This window comes from Qipengyuania sp. BR81-2 (assembly GCF_055693895.1).
Genome location: NZ_CM146344.1, coordinates 2,413,528 through 2,433,004 on the forward strand (window position 1 = coordinate 2,413,528; position 19,477 = coordinate 2,433,004).

Annotated in this window: 16 protein-coding genes and 1 pseudogene; 16 read left to right on the forward strand and 1 reads right to left on the reverse strand. The window is 57.5% G+C overall.

The genetic code is table 11. From position 1 onward, the window contains the following. Positions 1–142: 142 nt before the first annotated feature. Complete coding sequence (locus ACZ1G8_RS12190; RefSeq protein WP_472679623.1) at positions 143–1,336, forward strand: sugar transferase; 1,194 nt, start codon at positions 143–145, stop codon at positions 1,334–1,336. A 59-nt stretch (positions 1,337–1,395) separates the two neighbouring features. On the opposite strand, the gene ACZ1G8_RS12195 is transcribed toward ACZ1G8_RS12190, so the two are convergent. After that, complete coding sequence (locus ACZ1G8_RS12195; RefSeq protein ID WP_472679624.1) at positions 1,396–2,616, reverse strand: NADP-dependent isocitrate dehydrogenase; 1,221 nt, start codon at positions 2,614–2,616, stop codon at positions 1,396–1,398. A gap of 394 nt (positions 2,617–3,010) precedes the next feature. Between ACZ1G8_RS12195 and ACZ1G8_RS12200 the strand changes: the two genes are divergently transcribed. From ACZ1G8_RS12200 to ACZ1G8_RS12270, 15 genes and pseudogenes are all read left to right on the forward strand, one after another. Continuing rightward, positions 3,011–4,312 carry an exopolysaccharide biosynthesis polyprenyl glycosylphosphotransferase gene (locus ACZ1G8_RS12200; protein WP_472679625.1) on the forward strand — a complete coding sequence of 434 codons (1,302 nt, stop codon included), beginning with the start codon at positions 3,011–3,013 and terminating at the stop codon, positions 4,310–4,312. Positions 4,313–4,520: 208 nt separating this feature from the next. After that, a complete protein-coding gene (locus ACZ1G8_RS12205; protein ID WP_472679626.1) occupies positions 4,521–5,786 on the forward strand; it encodes an oligosaccharide flippase family protein in 1,266 nt (421 codons plus the stop codon). 190 nt (positions 5,787–5,976) lie between these two features. Beyond that, on the forward strand, positions 5,977–7,050 hold the full coding sequence (locus tag ACZ1G8_RS12210) for a glycosyltransferase family 4 protein (RefSeq protein ID WP_472679627.1): 1,074 nt from the start codon (positions 5,977–5,979) through the stop codon (positions 7,048–7,050). 62 nt (positions 7,051–7,112) lie between these two features. Further along, a complete protein-coding gene (locus tag ACZ1G8_RS12215) occupies positions 7,113–8,537 on the forward strand; it encodes a hypothetical protein (RefSeq protein ID WP_472679628.1) in 1,425 nt (474 codons plus the stop codon). A gap of 28 nt (positions 8,538–8,565) precedes the next feature. Then, entirely contained in the window at positions 8,566–9,780 is a 1,215-nt protein-coding gene (locus ACZ1G8_RS12220) for a glycosyltransferase (protein WP_472679629.1), read from the forward strand. Next, complete coding sequence (locus ACZ1G8_RS12225; protein WP_472679630.1) at positions 9,777–10,694, forward strand: NAD-dependent epimerase/dehydratase family protein; 918 nt, start codon at positions 9,777–9,779, stop codon at positions 10,692–10,694. Before ACZ1G8_RS12220 ends, ACZ1G8_RS12225 begins: the two co-directional genes overlap by 4 nt. Then, the gene (locus ACZ1G8_RS12230; protein ID WP_472679631.1) at positions 10,691–11,692 is read left to right on the forward strand and encodes a sulfotransferase family protein; all 1,002 of its coding nucleotides are present in this window, start codon (positions 10,691–10,693) and stop codon (positions 11,690–11,692) included. The genes ACZ1G8_RS12225 and ACZ1G8_RS12230 overlap by 4 nt, the downstream gene beginning before the upstream one ends. Before the next feature lie 63 nt (positions 11,693–11,755). Beyond that, on the forward strand, positions 11,756–12,619 hold the full coding sequence (locus tag ACZ1G8_RS12235) for a class I SAM-dependent methyltransferase (protein ID WP_472679632.1): 864 nt from the start codon (positions 11,756–11,758) through the stop codon (positions 12,617–12,619). Between the two features lie 10 nt (positions 12,620–12,629). Continuing rightward, a complete protein-coding gene (locus ACZ1G8_RS12240) occupies positions 12,630–13,712 on the forward strand; it encodes a DUF1972 domain-containing protein (protein ID WP_472679633.1) in 1,083 nt (360 codons plus the stop codon). Then, entirely contained in the window at positions 13,709–14,275 is a 567-nt protein-coding gene (gene rfbC / locus ACZ1G8_RS12245) for a dTDP-4-dehydrorhamnose 3,5-epimerase (protein ID WP_472679634.1), read from the forward strand. Before ACZ1G8_RS12240 ends, rfbC begins: the two co-directional genes overlap by 4 nt. Beyond that, positions 14,272–15,324 (forward strand): dTDP-glucose 4,6-dehydratase, encoded by a 1,053-nt coding sequence (gene rfbB / locus ACZ1G8_RS12250; protein WP_472679635.1) that lies wholly within the window; start codon positions 14,272–14,274, stop codon positions 15,322–15,324. The genes rfbC and rfbB overlap by 4 nt, the downstream gene beginning before the upstream one ends. A 9-nt stretch (positions 15,325–15,333) precedes the next feature. Next, complete coding sequence (gene rfbD / locus ACZ1G8_RS12255) at positions 15,334–16,191, forward strand: dTDP-4-dehydrorhamnose reductase (protein WP_472679636.1); 858 nt, start codon at positions 15,334–15,336, stop codon at positions 16,189–16,191. A gap of 2 nt (positions 16,192–16,193) precedes the next feature. Then, positions 16,194–17,062, forward strand: a pseudogene (gene rfbA, locus ACZ1G8_RS12260) (glucose-1-phosphate thymidylyltransferase RfbA). A 440-nt stretch (positions 17,063–17,502) separates the two neighbouring features. Continuing rightward, the gene (locus ACZ1G8_RS12265) at positions 17,503–18,693 is read left to right on the forward strand and encodes an O-antigen ligase family protein (RefSeq protein ID WP_472679637.1); all 1,191 of its coding nucleotides are present in this window, start codon (positions 17,503–17,505) and stop codon (positions 18,691–18,693) included. A 72-nt stretch (positions 18,694–18,765) separates the two neighbouring features. Continuing rightward, positions 18,766–19,473 carry a polysaccharide biosynthesis/export family protein gene (locus ACZ1G8_RS12270; protein ID WP_472679638.1) on the forward strand — a complete coding sequence of 236 codons (708 nt, stop codon included), beginning with the start codon at positions 18,766–18,768 and terminating at the stop codon, positions 19,471–19,473. Positions 19,474–19,477: the final 4 nt, after the last annotated feature.

The window sequence follows — 19,477 nt, forward strand, 5'->3', positions numbered from 1 at the left end:
CAGGCTGCTCTCGATGGAGTCCCGCCGGGTCCGTCTCTACGTTATCACTTTCGTAGCAGACCTCGTCCTGCTGATGGGCATATTTCGGCTTGCGGGCCAAATCCAAGTCGGCACCTCAGCTGCGGGTTCCGAGGCGGGTCTTATGCAAGCCATGGTCCCGATCTTTGCCATCATCGCGATCTATAACCGGGTTTATTCGATCCGGGGACTGATGGAATTTCGCTACGCGGCAACCCGCCTCCTGCTCGCACTGCTTGTCTCGGCGTTCCTGTTCGTTTTCCTACTGTTCTACCTTAAGCCAGACATCGGTCCTTTGCGCGGTGAATATTCGCTCGCTGTCCTGGCAGCGTTTCTGAGCATGCTCGGCGTGCGCGGCGTCATCGCTCTTTATGTGGCGAAAGTGCTTGGCGGGAGTGTTCAGAATAGGCTCGTCATCGATGACGGCGGCCCGGAGATCGTGCTGGAGAAGGCGTTTCGCATCGATGTCGATCCAGACTTCGCCATACAGGCTTCGAGTGATCCGGAGCGGTTAGATGCGCTGGGCCGTAATATGCGGAGCATGGACCGCGTTATCGTAAGCTGCCCCAACGACCGACGCGCTGCTTGGACGATGATCCTGCGCGCTGCAGGCGTCGAAGGCGAGATCCTGTCGGAGCCGTTGAACGAACTGGGTGTTCTCGATCTCGTCCGTGAAAACAACATGGCCTTTCTGGTGGTGTCCTCAGGTCCTCTGGGACTTCGCTCGCGCCTCATCAAGCGGAGCATGGACCTGTTGATCGGGGTTATGACACTGGTCATCCTTGCGCCAATCATGATGATAGTCGCACTGGCGATCAAACTCGAAGATGGCGGTCCGATCTTCTTCGTCCAGCCACGGATGGGACACGGGAACCGGATCTTTAAAATGCTGAAGTTCAGGTCGATGAAGGTCGAGACGAGCGACATTGACGGCGCGCGTTCAACCGAGCCCAACGATGCGCGGGTCACCGGAGTTGGAAAGATCATCCGGGCCACCAGCATCGATGAATTGCCGCAGCTGTTCAATGTGCTCTTGGGAGAAATGAGCCTCGTGGGCCCACGCCCGCATGCGCTCGGTTCGCTAGCCAGCGACAAGCTGTTCTGGGAAATCGATGGGGAGTACTGGCAGCGTCATGCCCTCAAGCCCGGCATGACGGGACTTGCGCAAATCCGCGGACATCGTGGCGCCACGGATACCGAAGCGCACCTGACCAACAGGCTGCAGCTCGACCTGGAGTATATCCGCGACTGGTCGCCGCTGCTGGATATCAAGATCCTCGCGGCCACCCTCTGGGTGCTCGTGCCTGAGCGGCCCTGATCAAGTAACAAGGGGTCGGCACGAGCCGACCCCTTCAGATTTCAGCGCGTCCGCGCGTTTCAGCCCCAGTTCGCCATTTCGGCTTCAAGGTTCTCGACGATAGCTTCGAAGAATTGCTCGGTGGTCATCCAGCTCTGGTCGGGACCAATGAGCAGCGCGAGATCCTTGGTCATCTTGCCGCTCTCGACGGTCTTGATGCAGACTGCCTCAAGCGTCTCGGCGAACTTCACCACGTCGGGCGTGTTGTCGAACTTGCCGCGATACATGAGGCCGCGCGTCCAGGCGAAGATGCTGGCGATCGGGTTCGTCGAGGTCGCCTTGCCCTGCTGGTGCTGGCGATAGTGGCGGGTGACGGTGCCGTGGGCAGCTTCTGCTTCCACCGTTTTGCCGTCGGGCGTCATCAGGACCGAGGTCATCAGGCCGAGCGAGCCGAAGCCCTGCGCGACGATGTCCGACTGCACGTCGCCATCGTAGTTCTTGCAGGCCCAAACGAACTTGCCGTTCCACTTGAGTGCGGCGGCGACCATGTCGTCGATCAGGCGGTGCTCGTAAGTGATCCCGTGCTTTTCGAACTGATCTTTGTATTCGGCGTCGAAGATTTCCTGGAACAGGTCCTTGAAGCGACCATCGTACTTCTTGAGGATGGTGTTCTTGGTCGACAGGTACACCGGCCACTTGCGGTCGAGACCGTACTGGAAGCTGGCGCGCGCGAAGTCGCGGATGGAGTCGTCGAGGTTGTACATCGCCATGGCGACGCCGGGGCTCTGAAACTCGAACACGTCGAGGTCGATGTTCTCGCCATTCTCTCCTTCGAAGACGAGGCGCAGCTTGCCCGCACCCGGGATCAGCGTGTCGGTGGCGCGATACTGGTCACCGAATGCGTGACGACCGACCACGATGGGATCGGTCCAGCCCGGGACGAGACGCGGCACATTGTCGATCACGATCGGTTCGCGGAAAACCACGCCGCCGAGGATGTTGCGGATCGTGCCATTGGGCGAACGCCACATCTTCTTTAGGTCGAATTCCTCGACGCGCGCTTCGTCAGGCGTGATCGTGGCGCACTTCACGCCAACGCCGTGTTCCTTGATCGCATTAGCAGCGTCGATGGTGATCTGGTCATCCGTCTCGTCGCGCTTTTCGATCGAGAGGTCGTAATACTTCAGATCGACATCGAGATAGGGGAGGATCAGCCGCTCGCGGATCCACTTCCAGATGATTTTGGTCATTTCGTCGCCGTCGAGTTCGACGACCGGGTTGGCTACCTTGATCTTGGCCATGGGTTTCCTGTCAGTTCGAATGAAGTTGGCGGCGCTTTAGCAGACGGGCGCTCAAGGGCAAGGTGAGCAATTGCGGGGCGCTGGTATTCAGCCGGTTCGAGCCTTCGCAGGCGTAGTTTGCTGTCTCCAATACCGCGGCTAGCCGCAATGCCCGCAAATCCAACATCCACCCCTCGGCACGCCCTTTCGCGGTGTACATGGAGCGCAAACGATTGAATTCGAAAGACACATCTGCCGAACAAATGTCGAAAAGTAACAAATGGCATTGGCTTGTGTCGCCATGTATACCTATGGGGTCCGGCATTGCGGCTGGTGGTCGATCTGCATATTGAGCAATTGCACCCTGTCACGCAAAGACCGAAGCTTCCGAATAGACATTGGAACAATAGGAAGAATGTTGTCCATCAACCTCAGTCCTACAATCGTACGGCGCGGCCTTGTCCAGTCGCTGAGGTTCGAACTCGCATTTATCTTGCTGCTTGGTGTCGTGCTGCCGGTTTTCGGCCTCGCGTTCGTCGAGGGCGGCGGACAAATCGATCGCGCAATGCTGTTCTTGGGCGCGCCAACCTATCTGAATTCGACCATCGGCGCGCTTCTATGCGGCCTCGCTTCGATCGCTATCCTGCGTCAATTGAGGCTCTATCCCGGTGTGGCTGTTGCAAGATCGATCCTTCCGGTCGTAGCCATCCTTTTCGGCGTGCTTCTGGCTGCGATCATCGGTCTTCGGGTAATTTATTCCAGCAAGGTGCTTGTCACGGCATTCTTCGGGATACTGGTCACCCGCTACGCGATTTCCGCCATGCGCAGCCGCTCGAAAGGCCGGCTCTACTATCTCGTGCCCGGCGGCAGGGTAGAGGCTATCCAAGAACTCCGCTCGGCTGCGGTTATCAAGATGACGACACCGACGCTGGAGGCATTGCCAGATTGTGCCGTGGTAGCAGACCTCAGCGCCGAGCTTTCGGACGAATGGGAGCGGTTCCTCGCCGAAGCGGCGATTTCGGGATGCCCTATCTATCATTACAAGCAGGTCTGGGAGGCCGAGACCGGCAAAGTCCAGATCGATCATCTCTCCGAGAACGGATTTGGCGCGCTGGTGCCGAGCATCGCGTACCAGAAGATGAAACGCGCCATCGACCTGCTGTTCACGATCTTGGTCCTGCCTGTGATCCTCCCCGTCATTGCAATCTGTGCCATTCTTGTGAAGCTGGATAGCGAAGGGCCGGTGTTCTTCCGCCAGAAGCGTATGGGTTTTCGTGGCAAGATCTTCCATGTGGTGAAATTGCGGACGATGACGGTCGGGCACAACGGTGAGGATCGCGCCTTGTCGGTCACTCAGAACGATGATCATCGGATCACGAAGATTGGCGGTTTCTTGCGCCGAACGCGCCTCGATGAATTGCCGCAGATTATCAATATCCTGCGCGGCGAGATGAGCTGGATCGGTCCGAGGCCGGAGGCAGTGAGCCTGTCGCAATGGTATGAAACGGAAATACCATTCTATCGCTACCGGCATATCGTTCGGCCGGGGATCAGTGGCTGGGCCCAGGTTAACCAGGGACATGTCGCCGAGGTTCACGAGGTTCACGAGAAGCTGAATTACGACTTTTACTACGTAAAGAACCTGTCGTACTGGCTTGATATCATTATCGCCCTTCGTACCGTTCGCGTCGTCTTCTCAGGACACGGTGCCAAGTAAGTGCTCGCCACAGCTCTCCGGATTACGCGTCCGGTATTCCCGGCATGGTTGGTCGTGAACCGCCAATACACGGCCGGCCGAGTGCGCTTTCTCAATCTATTCCAAGAGCTCCCGTAGAGCGCAGAGCAGATCAAGCCTCCACATGTTTCGCCCAATCAGAGCTTTTTCGACCCGGCTGCGCCAAGGTCTGTCAGCAGGTGATGCCGCCATGGCAGACCTGATGAAGAACGCCGGTATGGTCTTGATCCTGCGCGGCTTTGGTGCGGGGCTGGCATTCCTTTTGAACGTGGCGATCGCGCGCCTTCTGAGCCTCGAAGGGACAGGTCTCTACTTCCTCGCACTCGGCTTCGTTTCGGTCCTGACAATCATCGCCCGATTTGGCATCGACCATGCGCTTTTGCGGCTGGTTGCGACTGAGGCGGCACACGAAAATTGGGCCGGAGTACAAGCCGTGTTCAGGCTCGGCACACGCTTCGTCTTGATTGCCGGAGCTGTGTTCATGGTCGCGACCATCGCGCTAGCCCCCATTATTGCGGCAGACTTCTTCGATCGGCCCTCGCTGCAGGGTGTCCTCCTCTGGATCGCACCGAGCATCGTCGGTTTCAGCTTGATGATGTCTGTATCCGAAAGCCTTCGGGGTCTCGACCGGTTTCGTGACGCCATGCTCGTTTCGGGCGTCATATATCCCCTTTGCGCCATCCTGATGATATGGCCTCTTACCGGGTTATTGGGCGTATCGGGTGCTGCATTCACCTATACGATCGGCACCGGGATGGCGGCGGGCTACGGCTTATTGGTTTGGCGCAAAGCCGTGGCCGATTTTCCTGCCCATGGCAGATACGAGCTGAAGGCGCTCTGGTCTGTTTCGAGCAAACTCTACGTGACCTCTTTCGTGAACGGTGCGATCATGCCGTGGGTGCCACTGTTGGTCTTGGGAGCCGTGAGCGGCGCGGCAGAAAGCGGCATGTTCGGCGTTGCGACGCGCCTAGCGATCCTGGTCTCCTTTCTCCTGACTGCAGTCACTACGGTTCTTGCGCCGAAACTCGCCAAACTTGCCGCCGCAGACGATCGCAAGGAGATGCAGCGATTGACCTCGCGTGTTTCACTTTACGTCCTCCTCGCCACGAGCCCGATATTCTATGTCATGTTCTTCCACGCCGATGTCCTGATGGGTCTGTTTGGCGAAGAATTCACACAGGGTGCTGTGGCCCTGTCGATCATCACGGTGGGACCGTTATTCACTGTGATCTTCGGTCCGATCGGCTATTTGCTCATAATGTCAGGGCATGAGGGCGACGTACGGAACGGCTCCGTCCTTTCGGGCATCGTGCTGGTGACTGCCGCCTTGCTTCTCATACCGCCCTATGGCCTCGTAGGTGCGGCTGTAGCCAATGTGTGCGGCTTGGCGACAATGCACCTTTACAGCGCGATCATCGTTCGCATTCGGCTTGGCATTTGGGTCTATCCTCGATGAGACGGCAAGGCACCTCACAAACTGCGAAAAAGGCGATGCATTTTTGCATGAGTACGATTGCGGGAATGATGGCTCGAAGGCGCCTACTGGCGCGCACAACTGAAAGTTTGGTACCGGCGCCTTGCAGCGCGCCGCGGAGTTTGTGCCTTCCAAGCATGGCCCATTCACTCAAAATACGGATCACGATGGCATGAATGTTCTGCTGATAATGAATGCGAAAGGTGTTGGCGGAGCAGAGCTTCAGTTCATCGAACTCGCTAACCACTTGTCGCGCTCACACGAGGTGACGCTCGTGTGTATGCAAAGCGGACGGGTGGCCGAAAGCGGTTCGATTGCCAAGAATATCAAGCTGCGCGAATTTGCCTATGCGTCCAAGGTGCAGTCTGTGAGCGAGATACTCAAGGCGATCAAATATTGCCGCAAGGCACGCCCAGACATCATCGTGAGTACATCCTTCATCGGCGACTTGGTGGGTGCTGCGGCAAGAACTAGCGAGAAGCAAAGGCTTATCTCTTTGCAGACCGTGTCTGCGCCGAAGTCCTATCCGAGACTCGATGCGCTCGCCCTCAAGCGTTTCGACGTCTTGGTTGCGGGGTGCAACGATATTGCCAACTTCCTCAGGGAGGAAGGGCACGAAAACGACAGGATCAACGTGGTCAACAACTGGGTGGATTTTTCCCAGCGGGTGGCGACGAAGGAACAATCCCTGGTCCGAACCCAATACGGCCTCGGCGAGAATGGCATCCTCATTGGCTGCATTGGCCGCCTGCATCCTCAAAAAGGCCAGGAATTTCTGATCCGTGCGTTTAAGGATCTGTCAGTGCGGCATCCAGATGCGAAACTCGTACTCGTGGGTGATGGTCCGCTTGCCGAGGAGATGAGACGCGAGGCGGGGGGCTCGTCGCAAATCATCTTTACCGGGACTGTGACCGGACCCGACTACAACAATCTTCTCAGTGTGTTCGACATCTACGTCCAGCCTTCGCGATACGAGGGTCTGCCGCGGACCTTGCTTGACGCGATGTATATGGGACTGCCGATCATCGCTACGGCAGCCAATGGTATGGCCGACATCGTCCGCGACGGTGAAAACGGATACCTGGTTCCGATCGGAGACGAAAAGGCTATCCTTGCGGCACTGGAGCAGCTTATTGACGACCCCGAAGCGGCTGAACGTCTGGGTAAACAGGCTGCGCTGGATGCTCGCGAAGGCTACGCGATGGAATCGCAGATGGCGCAACTGGATGAACTTCTCGTCTCGTGACCCCTCTAGGTTATATTCACCTCCTCGACGATCAGTCGATCTGACCTGCGGAGCCTATTGACTTGTATTTCGTAATTGCGGCTATCTGGCTCGTTTGCTTCTGGGAAAAGGCGGTCACGTACCTCCCTTTCGAGGACACGACGCTGGCCGTCTTGACGCAAATGCCCGAGTTCGTGATCATCCTTGGCGTACTCTGGATGCAGGGCAGCCAGAACGCGAAGCGGCGGAATTTTCGCGGAATTGGCTACGGGCTCGACTTTTTGCTGGTCGGGTTTCTTTTGTGGCTGGCGCTGTCGACGATCTTGGCAAACAATGCCGCTGGGCCCTTTCTCAACCTCGACAGTTTCGTGGCGCTCCTCAATATCAAGGCGCTGATCAGGTTTCTCGCGATCTTCTATCTCGTCGCGAGGGTAGATTGGACCGCCGAGAAATACCGAAAAGTGCGCAACGCATTCCTCATTGTGGTCGCGCTTCAGGCATTCATCGGCGTGTTGCAGCTGGTAATCGGGCGACCCGCGCTGGAGTTTTTCTCCCCGAGGACCCTTGTCGATGTTTTCGGAGCCAATCGCGACGCCTTCGTCGATCGCGAACGGGATGAGGTCGAGATTTTCGGTACGTTCCGCAACACGATCAGCTATGCATATCTGATGATGGTCGGTGCCATCGTAGTGCTCGTTTCAAAGTTCCGCATCGGGTTGCTCGATCACCGGGTGATTGCCGGGCTCCTGCTGCCATTTGTATTTCTGTCAGGATCGAGAGCGGTGTTCCTTCTGGCCGCGATGATCTACCTTTCCTATTTCGTCAAATTCGAGATCGGACGTTTGTCCAAGAGCACGATTTACAGTCTTGCTCTGCTATCGATCGTCTTGGTCACCAGCATATATTTCTACCTGCTGAGCCTTGAACTTTCCTACAAGCCGGGAAGCTTCGGCTTCGTGTTTACCCCAGGTTATATCGAGGCGGCGATGAACGGGCGCTTGGGTGTCATGGTCCTGGTTCTGCCCAAGCTGATGTCCAGCCCTCAGTTCCTCTTCGGCTTTGGCGCCGACAAGGCACTGATCGTCGATTACACGATACAGACTGCAAACATTGCGAATTACGCCCTTATCGTCACCTTGGATAAAACGCTCGAAGACGTCTACTGGGTCGCGATGCTGTTGTACTTTGGCTTGATAGGAACGGCTATTTTCGTCCTGTTCTTCATCAAGATTTACGGGCGTATTTCGATCATCGCCAAGCAGGATGCCGGTTGGATCTCGGAAGCAGCTGAGATCGCAAGGCTGCTCCTGCTTCTGTCCATCCCGTTGAATTTTGTGAACCAAGCCTTCGAAGTCCAGATATTCTCGCTCGCCCTTTGGAGCATGAGCGCAATTGCCATCTCGGGATGGCGCGGGCGGGCAAGCGATCTGAAAAGGAGGCAATTGGCCGAGCGCCGGTCGTCTCTGCGGGTAGAGGTACCCGGTTTACATGCAAGAGATGGAGCCTGACCTGCATCTGCAGGAATGAGCATATAAAATGAAGGTTCTACTGGCGCATAACGACTACAGCGTTCGTGGCGGAGCGGAGGTCTTCGTGCACGAAGTTCGGCGTATCTTACGCGAAGCTGGACACGAGGTTGAGCTGTTTACCTGTTTCGAGGAGAATCTCGAAAGCAGCTACAGCGCGAATTTTCCGATTGTAGAGCACTACAATAGTGGCGGGCTGATCGATAAGATCGCGCGCGTTCCGCAAGTGATCTACAATCGGGATGCACGCGCGAGCATGGCAGAGGTTCTTCAGGACTTTCGACCCGATATTGTCCACGCCTTCGCGATATACGGGAGACTGACGCCATCAGTCCTGGTTGCAGCCAATGCTGCCAAGGTGCCGACGGTCCTTTCCTGTAATGATTACAAGCATATCTGTCCGAACTACAAGTTGTTTCACCACGGGCGATTGTGCGAAGATTGCAAGGGTGGGCGCTTCATCAGCGCCCTTAAGAACCGCTGCTGCCACGACAGTCTGGCCATTAGCGCGGTCGGCTCGCTTGAGGGCTACGCGCACGAGCTCATGAATGTCTGGAGAGGGAACGTCGATCGTTTCCTATTCGCCAGTCAGTTCATGCTCGGCAAGACGCGCGAATTCTGGGCCGATGCGGACTTTGCTACCGATATTTTGCGAAATCCGTTCGATGCAGAGAAATATCACGTACCGTTAAACTGCGGCGGGAATATCCTCTACTTTGGTCGTCTGATCGAGGAGAAGGGCGTCAATCTCTTGCTCGAAGCAGCAAAAGCCGCTCCCGATGTTCCGGTGGTAATCGTTGGGGACGGGCCCGATCGCGACCAAGTGGCGTCCGCCGCAGGAGAACTGGAGAACGTCCGTTTCGTCGGTCCAGCATGGGGCGATGAACTCAAGGCGCATTTACATGAGGCGCGGGCAGTCGTCGTGCCTTCGCTTTGGCACGAAAACTTTCCCTATGTGATTCTCCAGGCATTCGCTGCCGGCAAGCCGGTTATCGGGTCACGCAGAGGCGGGATACCCGAACTGATTGAGGCTGGTGACCACGGTTGGCTTTTCGATCCGACAGAGGTTGCGGAATTGGCCGCAATCATGCAACGCGCCGCCCGGCTTCCTGAAGCCGATATCTTGAGCATGGGCGCACAAGCTCAGAATTATGTGTCGGTCAATTTCAACGACGATGCGATCTACTCTGAGCTTTCGAGAATTTATTCTGAGGTTTTGCAATGAATGCACTGGTAATTGGTGGCAGTGGCTTCATCGGGTCCCACCTGGTGGACGCACTGATTGCCCGTGGTCATTCGGTGCGGGTCTTTGACCGGGCACCGGAACGCTTTCGCTCGCTGCCTGAGGGCGCGGAATATGTTTCCGGGGAATTCGACGACGCAGATGCGCTGAAGGGCGCTCTTGAAGGCGTCGAAATCGTCCTGCACCTGCTGTCAACGACGGTTCCCAGCACGTCGAACCTCGATCCGGTCGCCGACATTCAGGGCAATCTGGTGAATTCCGTCCGTCTGCTCGAGCTACTGCGCGAGGCTAACGTCAAGCGACTGGTGTTTCTTTCGTCCGGTGGCACGGTTTACGGCATACCGGAGATGGATCCCGTTTCCGAAGATCATCCGCTGAAACCGATCAGCTCCTACGGAATCGTGAAATCGACGATCGAGCAGTATCTGCATATGGAGCATCACCTCCACGGTCTCGACTATACGGTGCTGCGTGCCTCCAATCCATACGGTCCGCGCCAGGGAGACGGCGGCATTCAGGGTGTGATTGGGACCTACCTCTGGAATTTTGCCAAGAACGAGCCGCTGCAGTTGTGGGGCGACGGAAGCGTCGTGCGCGATTTCATTTACGTGGAAGACCTCGCCGATCTTTGCGTGCGTTCGATAGAGAGGAATGTCGTCGGCTGCTTCAACGCGGGAAGCGGCGTCGGACATTCCATTCGGGAGATAATTTCGCAGATATCCGAAGTCGTCGGAACGGATATCCAGCCTGTTGTAAAGCCGGGCAGGGGGCTCGATGTGCCGCGCGTTGTACTCGACATCACCAAGGCTCGCGAAGCATTCGATTGGAAACCGGAAACCTCTCTCCGCGATGGGATCGAGGCAAGCTGGCGCTGGGTGCGGGAGCAATCCCAATGATCTTCATCGTAGGCAACAGCCGAAGCGGAACAACCATGCTGGGTCGGATCTTCGACCTCAATTCGCGTGTCCATGCATTCGAGGAGTTGCATTTCTTCGAGCAGATTGTGGACGCGAAGGACCTGGCCAAAGACGAGGAATGGCCGAAGGCGAATTTGCAGAAGCTCGCCGAACGCCTGATCACGACATCTCGCGAAGGCCTGTTCTACGAAGTCGAAAAGGGCAAATACACCGAAGAGGCTGAAGAACTCATCGATGGCCTCGATCGCAAGAGCCCCCTCAGCCTTTATAAGGCGCTGCTGCGCTCCCATACGCAGGAGGCGGGCAAGCAGATACCGCTTGAGCAGACTCCGAGATACCTGTTCATGGCGCGCGATATCCTCGAAGCGTTTCCGGACAGCCACGTCATCAACATCGTGCGCGATCCGCGCGATGTGATGCAATCGCAGAAGGACCGCTGGAAGCGCGGGCGTTACGCGACTGCGGCTGTCCCTTTTTTGTGGACGCTGCGTTCCTGGGCTAACTACCATCCCTTCACGACATCGAAGATATGGGCTTCGTCCGTGAGCACCGCGTCCAAGATGGAATCCCACGCGCGTTTTCACTCGATTTCCTACGAGGAGTTGCTCGCCAACCCGGAGAAAGTCCTGCGCGACCTCTGCAATGCAATCGACCTGCCTTTCGAGGAAGAGATGCTCCAGGTAACTCAGGTCGGGTCATCGATGGGGCGCGACCGTCCTGACCAGCGAGGTCTGGACAAGAGCCGCATCGGATCGTGGAAGCGCGGCAATCTGACGAAGGCTGAAATAGCAATCTGCGAAGATGTCGCAGGCGACCAGATGCGCGAGCGCGGTTATGCGCCTTCCGGCATTTCCGCTAATCCGCTTGCCAAGTTCCTCCAGAAGGCGAGCTTTCCTCCAAAGCTGGTGTTTGCCGGGCTCGTTAACCTCAACCGCTTCAAGAACCTGCCGCAGCTTATCGCGCGGCGGTTGTCGTAAATTCGCGATTTTCGCGAGCTAGCGTTCGAAGCGTTTCCAATGTTCCATGAAGGATAGAATTCAGTGGTTTTACAGAAGATCAGCCAGGCTGTTTTCCCGGGCGTGAGCTGGAAGCATCCTCTCATCGCCACCGGACTTAAGGTGGTCGATCCGCTGGACAAGGCCGTGCGTCTGATTGGCGGAAGGGGTAAGTATCCGCCGATGTCGATCCGGGTGCGTTCAAACGGCCTGCGCCGGCAGTTCAACGGCAGGAAGTTTGAAGAACTGGGCGCGAAGCTCGTCGAAGAGCTGACCGATCGTGCCGGCCTCGAACATGGTTCGCGGGTACTGGAAATCGGCTGCGGTTGCGGGCGGTTTGCATTCGCTCTGGCTTCGAAACTTGACGAAGGAGCGTATACCGGCGTCGATATTGATGGACCGTCGATCGAGGCCGCCCGGAGCAATGAATTCCTGTCGAACAAGAACTTCACCTTTCGGCACCTCGACGTCCACAATACCGAGTACAATCCCGAGGGGAAAACGCCCGCTTCGGATTATCGGTTCGACTTCCCGGATAACAGCTTCGACGTGATCTTCCTTGTGTCCGTCTTTACTCACATGCTGCCGGCGGACGTGAAGAACTATATTGAAGAGATCAGCCGCCTTCTGGCGCCCGGCGGGCACCTTATGTTCACGACATTCGTTATGGATGCGGGGACAGAGTTTGACGGAAACGACTTCGTCTACGGTACCGGGCCCTATCGCTCGTCGCATCCCGAAATGCACGAAATCTGCATCGGATACTATCTCGATTTCATCGACGAATGTTTCAAGGATGCAGGCCTCGAACGGGTCGGCAATCCTATTTACAGCACCAAGGGGCGGCAGCTTTCGGGTGTAGAAACGACCGACTTCGACCAAGACCTCATCGTCGCACGCAAGGTCTGAGCACGAACCGATGGTCAGAAAGGCTGCAATCCTCGGCACGGTCGGCGTGCCGGCGAATTACGGCGGGTTCGAAACCCTGGCCGAGAACCTCGTCGCATATCACGAGGATAGCGACAGACCGATTGAGCTAACCGTCTACTGTTCGACGAAATCCAAGACCGACCGGCCCGAGACTTACAAGCGCGCGCGGCTGCGCTATGTCGATTTCGATGCCAATGGCGTGCAGTCGATCATCTACGATATCGTGGGTCTCATCGATGCGGTCCGGAGGGGCCATGACCGCTTGCTTCTTCTTGGAGTATCGGGAGCGATCATCCTGCCTCTGCTCCGCATGTTCTCCTCGGCCCGGATCATCACCAATGTCGACGGCATCGAGTGGAAGCGCGAAAAGTGGAAGGGCCTTGCCAAGCGCTACCTGAAATTCGCCGAAGCATTGGCGGTCCGTTTCTCGCATGAAGTGATCGCGGACAATCAGGCAATCGCGGACTATCTCGATCGGGCATATGGGTGCGATGCACACGTAATCCCCTACGGCGGCGATCATGCAGTCGAAGCGCATGGCGACGATGCTGCGGCGACGCATCTGCCGCAAGCATTCGCGCTTGGCCTGTGCCGGATCGAGCCGGAAAACAATGTGGACATGATCCTCGAGGCATTCGACGGCCTCGATATGTCGCTGGTATTCGTGGGCAATTGGGACAACAGCGCCTATGGGCGTGAGCTGAAGGCCCGCTATCGCGATCATCCTCGCATCACGATCCACGATCCGGTCTATGACGCAGGCGCATTGCGCGCGTTGAGGGACAGGGCATCCCTCTATATTCATGGTCATTCGGCAGGCGGGACCAACCCGGCGCTGGTCGAAATGATGCATTTCGGCATTCCCATCGCCGCCCATCACTGCGAATTCAATCGCCATACCACCGAGAACGAAGCACTGTATTTCGGCTCCTCGCACGAATTGCGCCAAGTGGTCGAGAACCTGACCGAAGAGCGGGCCGGTTCGACCGGCACGGCTATGGCTGAAATCGCTCGACGCCGATATACGTGGCGCGAAATCGGCCGGTCCTACTTCAACTTGTTGGAAGCATGATGCTCGAAGTTTCCGAGACAGCTCTGCCTGAAGTCAAACTCCTGAAGCCAAAGCGTTTCGGCGATGATCGTGGCTGGTTTTCCGAAGTCTGGAATGCAGCACGCTTTCGCGAATTCGGCATCGATCTGCAGTTCGTGCAGGACAACCACTCCTACTCCGCACACGCCGGAACGCTAAGGGGCCTTCATTACCAGTCGCCGCCGCGGGCACAGGCGAAGATTGTCCGGTGTATCCGCGGGGCGATCCTAGATGTGGCTGTCGATGCCCGTAGGGGTTCGCCAACTTACGGGCGCTGGGTCGCCGAGGAACTGACTGCAGAAAGCGGGTTGCAGATCCTGGTTCCCGCAGGGTTCCTTCATGGTTTCGTCACAAAGCAGCCCGATACCGAAGTCGAATACAAGGTTTCCGATTTTTACGATGCCGAATGCGACGGCTCCGTGCGCTGGGATAGCCTCGGGATTGATTGGCAGCTGGCCTCACCTCCTCTCCTGTCCGACAAGGACGCCGATGCACCGGCGTTCGGGGATTGGGATTCACCATTTACCTTTGAGAGTGCCTCATGAAGATCCTAATCACCGGCGGAGCCGGTTTTATCGGCTCGGCCGTGATCCGTCTGGCCGTGGCTCGTGGACATGAGGTTGTGAACCTCGATGCGCTGACCTACGCCGCTTGCCTCGACAATGTCGCCCCGGTTGCCGACAGTCCGAACTATACCTTCGAAAATGCCGACATTCGCGACCGCGAAGCGCTCAACCGCATCTTCGCGGAGCACGGCCCGGACGTCGTGATGCACTTGGCCGCAGAAAGCCATGTCGATCGCTCGATCGATGGGCCGGGCGAGTTCATGGAAACCAATATTATCGGCACCTTCAACATGCTCGAGGCGGCGCGCAAATATTGGACGCAGAACGACCGCCCTGAAGGTTTCCGCTTCCACCACATCAGTACCGACGAAGTTTACGGTTCTCTGCCGTCCGATCCTGAGATCCAGTTCACGGAGGACACGCCATACGATCCCCGCAGCCCCTATTCGGCATCCAAGGCGAGCTCGGACCATCTGGTAAGGGCGTGGGCCGAAACCTACGGGCTGCCTGTCCTGGTTACGAATTGCTCGAACAATTACGGTCCTTATCATTTCCCCGAGAAACTCATTCCCGTGGTTACGATCAATGCGCTCCATGAAAAGCCGCTGCCTATCTACGGGGACGGATCGAATGTGCGCGACTGGCTCTACGTCGAGGATCATGCGGACGCCCTGTTGACCGTCGTCGAGAAGGGAAAGATCGGGCGTACCTACAATATCGGCGGCGAGAACGAGTGCTCGAACCTCGAGCTCGTAGAAACGATTTGTGGCATCCTCGACCGGTTGCGGCCGCGTGACGGCGGTACGCCCTATGCGGAACTGATTACTTTCGTACAGGACCGCCCCGGCCATGATGCCCGCTATGCTATCGATCCAACGCGAATCCGCGAAGAGCTTGGCTGGCGCCCGTCGGTTACGGTTGAGGAGGGGCTGGAAAAGACCGTCCAATGGTATCTCGACAACGAGGATTGGTGGCGCCCCCTGATGGAGCGCAAGGGCGTCGGACAACGGCTCGGTACGGCGAAGTAGGTATAGGTCGTGACCCTTCTGGTATTCGGCAGGTCAGGCCAGCTTGCATGCGAAATACGCGCGCTCGCGACGGTCGAGGCTCTCGGTAGGGACGTTGTCGACCTGTCAGACCCTGCGGCATGCTCAGCCGCCATTCTGGATCGCAAGCCTAGCGCCGTCATCAATGCTGCGGCCTATACGGCTGTTGATCGCGCGGAGGAGGAAGAAGAACTCGCTACGCTGATCAATGGTGCAGCACCCTCCGCAATGGCCAAGGCCTGTGTTGAACTCGGAATTCCATTCGTGAACGTCTCGACGGACTACGTATTCGATGGTTCGGGAGACGAGCCAGTCGGGCCGGGCAGGGCGCCTTCGCCGGTTTCGGCCTACGGGCGCAGCAAGCTTGCCGGAGAACGCGGAGTTGCCGAGGCTGGGGGAGCCTGCGTGACCCTGCGAACTTCATGGGTGTTTTCCACGCACGGCCACAATTTCGTGAAGACGATGCTTCGTCTCGGGGCACAGAGGGATGCGCTCGACATCGTGGCGGACCAGATCGGAGGGCCGACCCCAGCACGCTCCCTGGCCAAAGCGTGTATCGCAATCGCCGAAGACCTGCAGAGCAACCCTGACAAGGCCGGCATTTATCATTACGCCGGATTGCCCGATACCTCCTGGGCCGATTTCGCGCGTGAAATCTTTGCGCAGGCGGGTCTCGATTGCCGGGTTTCGGACATCGCGACCTCTGATTATCCGACCGCGGCTCGGCGGCCGCTCAACTCGCGGCTCGATTGCGCTGCGACCGAGGTCGCTTTCGGTATATCTCGACCCGACTGGAAGAGAGAACTAGGCGTGGTCATAGAAGAATTGAAAATCAAAGGAAAATTGTAAGAATGGAACGCAAGGGCATCATCCTCGCCGGCGGATCGGGCACTAGGCTCTATCCGGTAACTCTTGGCGTCTCGAAGCAGCTTCTGCCGATCTACGATAAGCCGATGATCTACTATCCGCTGAGCGTTCTGATGCTCGCGGGCATCCGCGAGATTGCGATCATCACGACACCGGAAGACCAGGCCCAGTTCATTCGCACCCTCGGTGATGGAAGCCAGTGGGGTATCAGCCTCACCTATATCGAGCAGCCGCGCCCCGAAGGACTGGCGCAGGCCTATATCCTCGCGGAGGAGTTTCTCGATGGTGCTCCCTCGGTGATGGTGCTCGGCGACAACATTTTCTTCGGCCACGGGCTGAGCGGGCTCCTGAAAGATGCGGCGGCGCAGCAAGAAGGCGGCACGGTTTTCGGATATCGTGTCGCGGATCCGGAGCGCTATGGCGTCGTCGATTTCGCAGATGACGGCTCGGTCAACTCGATCATCGAGAAGCCGGAGAAGCCGGCCTCGAACTTTGCGGTGACCGGCCTGTACTTCCTTGATGGCAGTGCATCCGCGCGCGCGGCGAAGGTCAAGCCGTCGACGAGGGGGAACTGGAGATCACAACACTGCTGGAGAGCTATCTGGACGAAGGCAGCCTGCGTGTCAGCCTCATGGGCCGGGGTTTCGCATGGCTCGATACGGGGACGCACGGTAGCTTGCTCGACGCTGGCAATTTCGTTCGAACTCTCGAAGAGAGGCAAGGGCTGCAGACCGGCAGTCCGGATGAAATCGCCCATGCCCAAGGCTGGATCGACGATGCCGAGCTTCTAAAGCGCGCTGAACTGTTCGGAAAGAATGCCTATGGGCAGTACCTTGAACAGATCGTAGGCTGACGACATTGCGATAAGAGAATGGCGAAATCGCGTTCCACCCTTTCACTCGAACGAGGTCCGGTGAAACTAGGGGAGAAGCTTGCATCCGAGAAATGCGCGGATTAGGGACGCGAAAGGGACGGGTTGCGATTTGTGCCGACGGCACCTGTTAAGCTACGCTTCACCACGAATACCAAAGATAACTGCCTTCCCGGGGTCGAATAGCTAATGCCTTCCAGTCGCACCAAGAAACCGACGTCGGTTCGCCAAGCAGTCGCATCGCCGCGGATATGGATCTTTCTGGTCATTTTTGCGGCTGTCGTCGCCCTGTTCGGTGGTGCCTCGCGGTTCGACGCAGTTCAAATCGTGCCGCTGCGGGGGGCGTCGGCGCTCTTCCTCATTCCGGCGCTCGTCCTGATCAACTGGTCCAAGGTGAGGGGGAGGCATTTCTCCTCACCACGATGGGGCTTTTCGTAGCTTTGGTGGTCGTCCAGCTGATCCCGCTTCCTCCTGGCCTGTGGCAGGCACTGCCCTGGCGCGAACCGGTTGCAGAAATCGATGCGCTTCTCGGCTATGACGGGCTGTGGCGGCCCCTCTCCCTGGCCCCAATGCGAACGTGGAACGTGCTCGGCAGCCTGATTGTGCCTGTTGTCGGACTGCTGTTGGCAGTGGCCATCGGAGCGACGACCCGTTTACTGCTCCAGATTATCGCTGGCCTTGGTCTCCTGAATGCGGTTCTCGGCCTGCTGCAAGTCATCTCTGGTCGCTCCAGCCCGCTGTATTTTTACGACGTTACGAATTACGGGTCGTCGGTGGGTATCTTCGCCAATGAGAACCACTCGGCAATCTTTGCCGTCTGTTCCCTCATGGTGGTGGCAAGACTTGCCATAGAGGCCCATCGAGAGCGGCAGGCGATGTGGTTGAGGCTGTTGTACCCGGCAGCTTATTTTTTCATTTTCCTAGTCGCGCTGATCAGCGGTTCGCGGGCTGGTTTTGCGGCTAGCATGGGAGCCTTGGTAATTACTGGGTTCATGGTCTGGTTGTCATGGCTCGATCGACCTGCTCGGGACCAATTAAGGCGCAATGCCTCGCCCAAGGCTGCGATCGGCTCGCGCTTGTTGCTGTTGCTACCTATCCTGGGGCTTATTCTCACGATTGGGGCTTTCATCGCGCTGGGCCGTGTGCCCGCAGTCCAAGACATTCTCGCAAGGGATAGTTTCGCCGATCTGCGATGGTCCATTCTGCCGGTCTTGCAGGATATGGTTTCCGCGTTCTGGTTGCTTGGTACGGGAATGGGATCTTTCGAACAGGCGTTTCATATCTTCGAACCGTCGAGCATCCTGTTTTCCAGGTACATCAACCAGGCTCACAACGACTGGATCCAGCTTCTCATCGAAGGGGGGATAGTAGCCGCGGCATTGCTGGTCGGTTTGCTGGTGTGGACCGGCAAATCGATTGTCCGGTTATCGCGCGACCGTATCCACTGGGTGGCAGCCGTTTCCTGGATTGGCATTTTCGGCGTCGTTGGTGCGGCATCCCTCGTCGACTACCCTTTGAGGACCCCGACCTTCCAGCTCGCGATGGTCTGGATGCTCCTCGCACTTTCGCGCGATGGCCGTGTTCAGGACGACACACGACCCGCCAACTTGTAGATTTTATGAGCCAAGCGCCTTCCTTGATCGGTGGAATAGGTTAAGGCGCTTCGCTCGAAAGGAAAAATTCCAGTGACTGCATTTAGAATGGGCGTTGCCAGTCTTCTGCTGGCTTTCGGTGGCGCAGGGTGCGCGACCGACAGGACCTTTGGTGAAGCGCCCGGTATCGAAATCGCCGAGCTCGAGGCTCTGCCTGCGCCGCGGATCGAGAACCTTTATGTCATTGGTCCGCAGGAGGTCTTCGAAATCGAGGTCGTTGGCGCAGAGCGTCTGAGTGGGACCTATCTCACCGATGGCGATGGCAGGATCTCATTCCCCTTGGTGGGTTTGCTTGACCTGAACGGGCTTGCACCCAACGAGGCGGCAGACCTGATCGCCAATTCCTTGCGCGGAAGCTACCTGCTGAACCCACAGGTTCGTGTCATTCCCGCCAACATTCCACCCCGGACAGTGTCGGTCGGCGGCCAGGTGAAAGAGCCCGGTGAGTATCCGGTCCAGACGAGGCAGTCGCTACTGCGTGTCGTCAATCAGGCGGGCGGCCTCGCTGAATACGCTGCACTGGACGACGTACTAATTCTTCGCACGGTCAATGGACAACGCTACATCGGCGCCTACAGCATCGCGGCGATCCAGCGAGGGAATTACGAGGATCCGACTGTGTATCCCAATGACATCGTGTTCGTGGGTGACTCGCCGGCGCGTCGGCGTCTCGACAGCATCTTGCGTTTCGCTCCGCTCCTTTCGACCTCGGCAATTTTGATTGATAGGATCGGACGTTGAACAA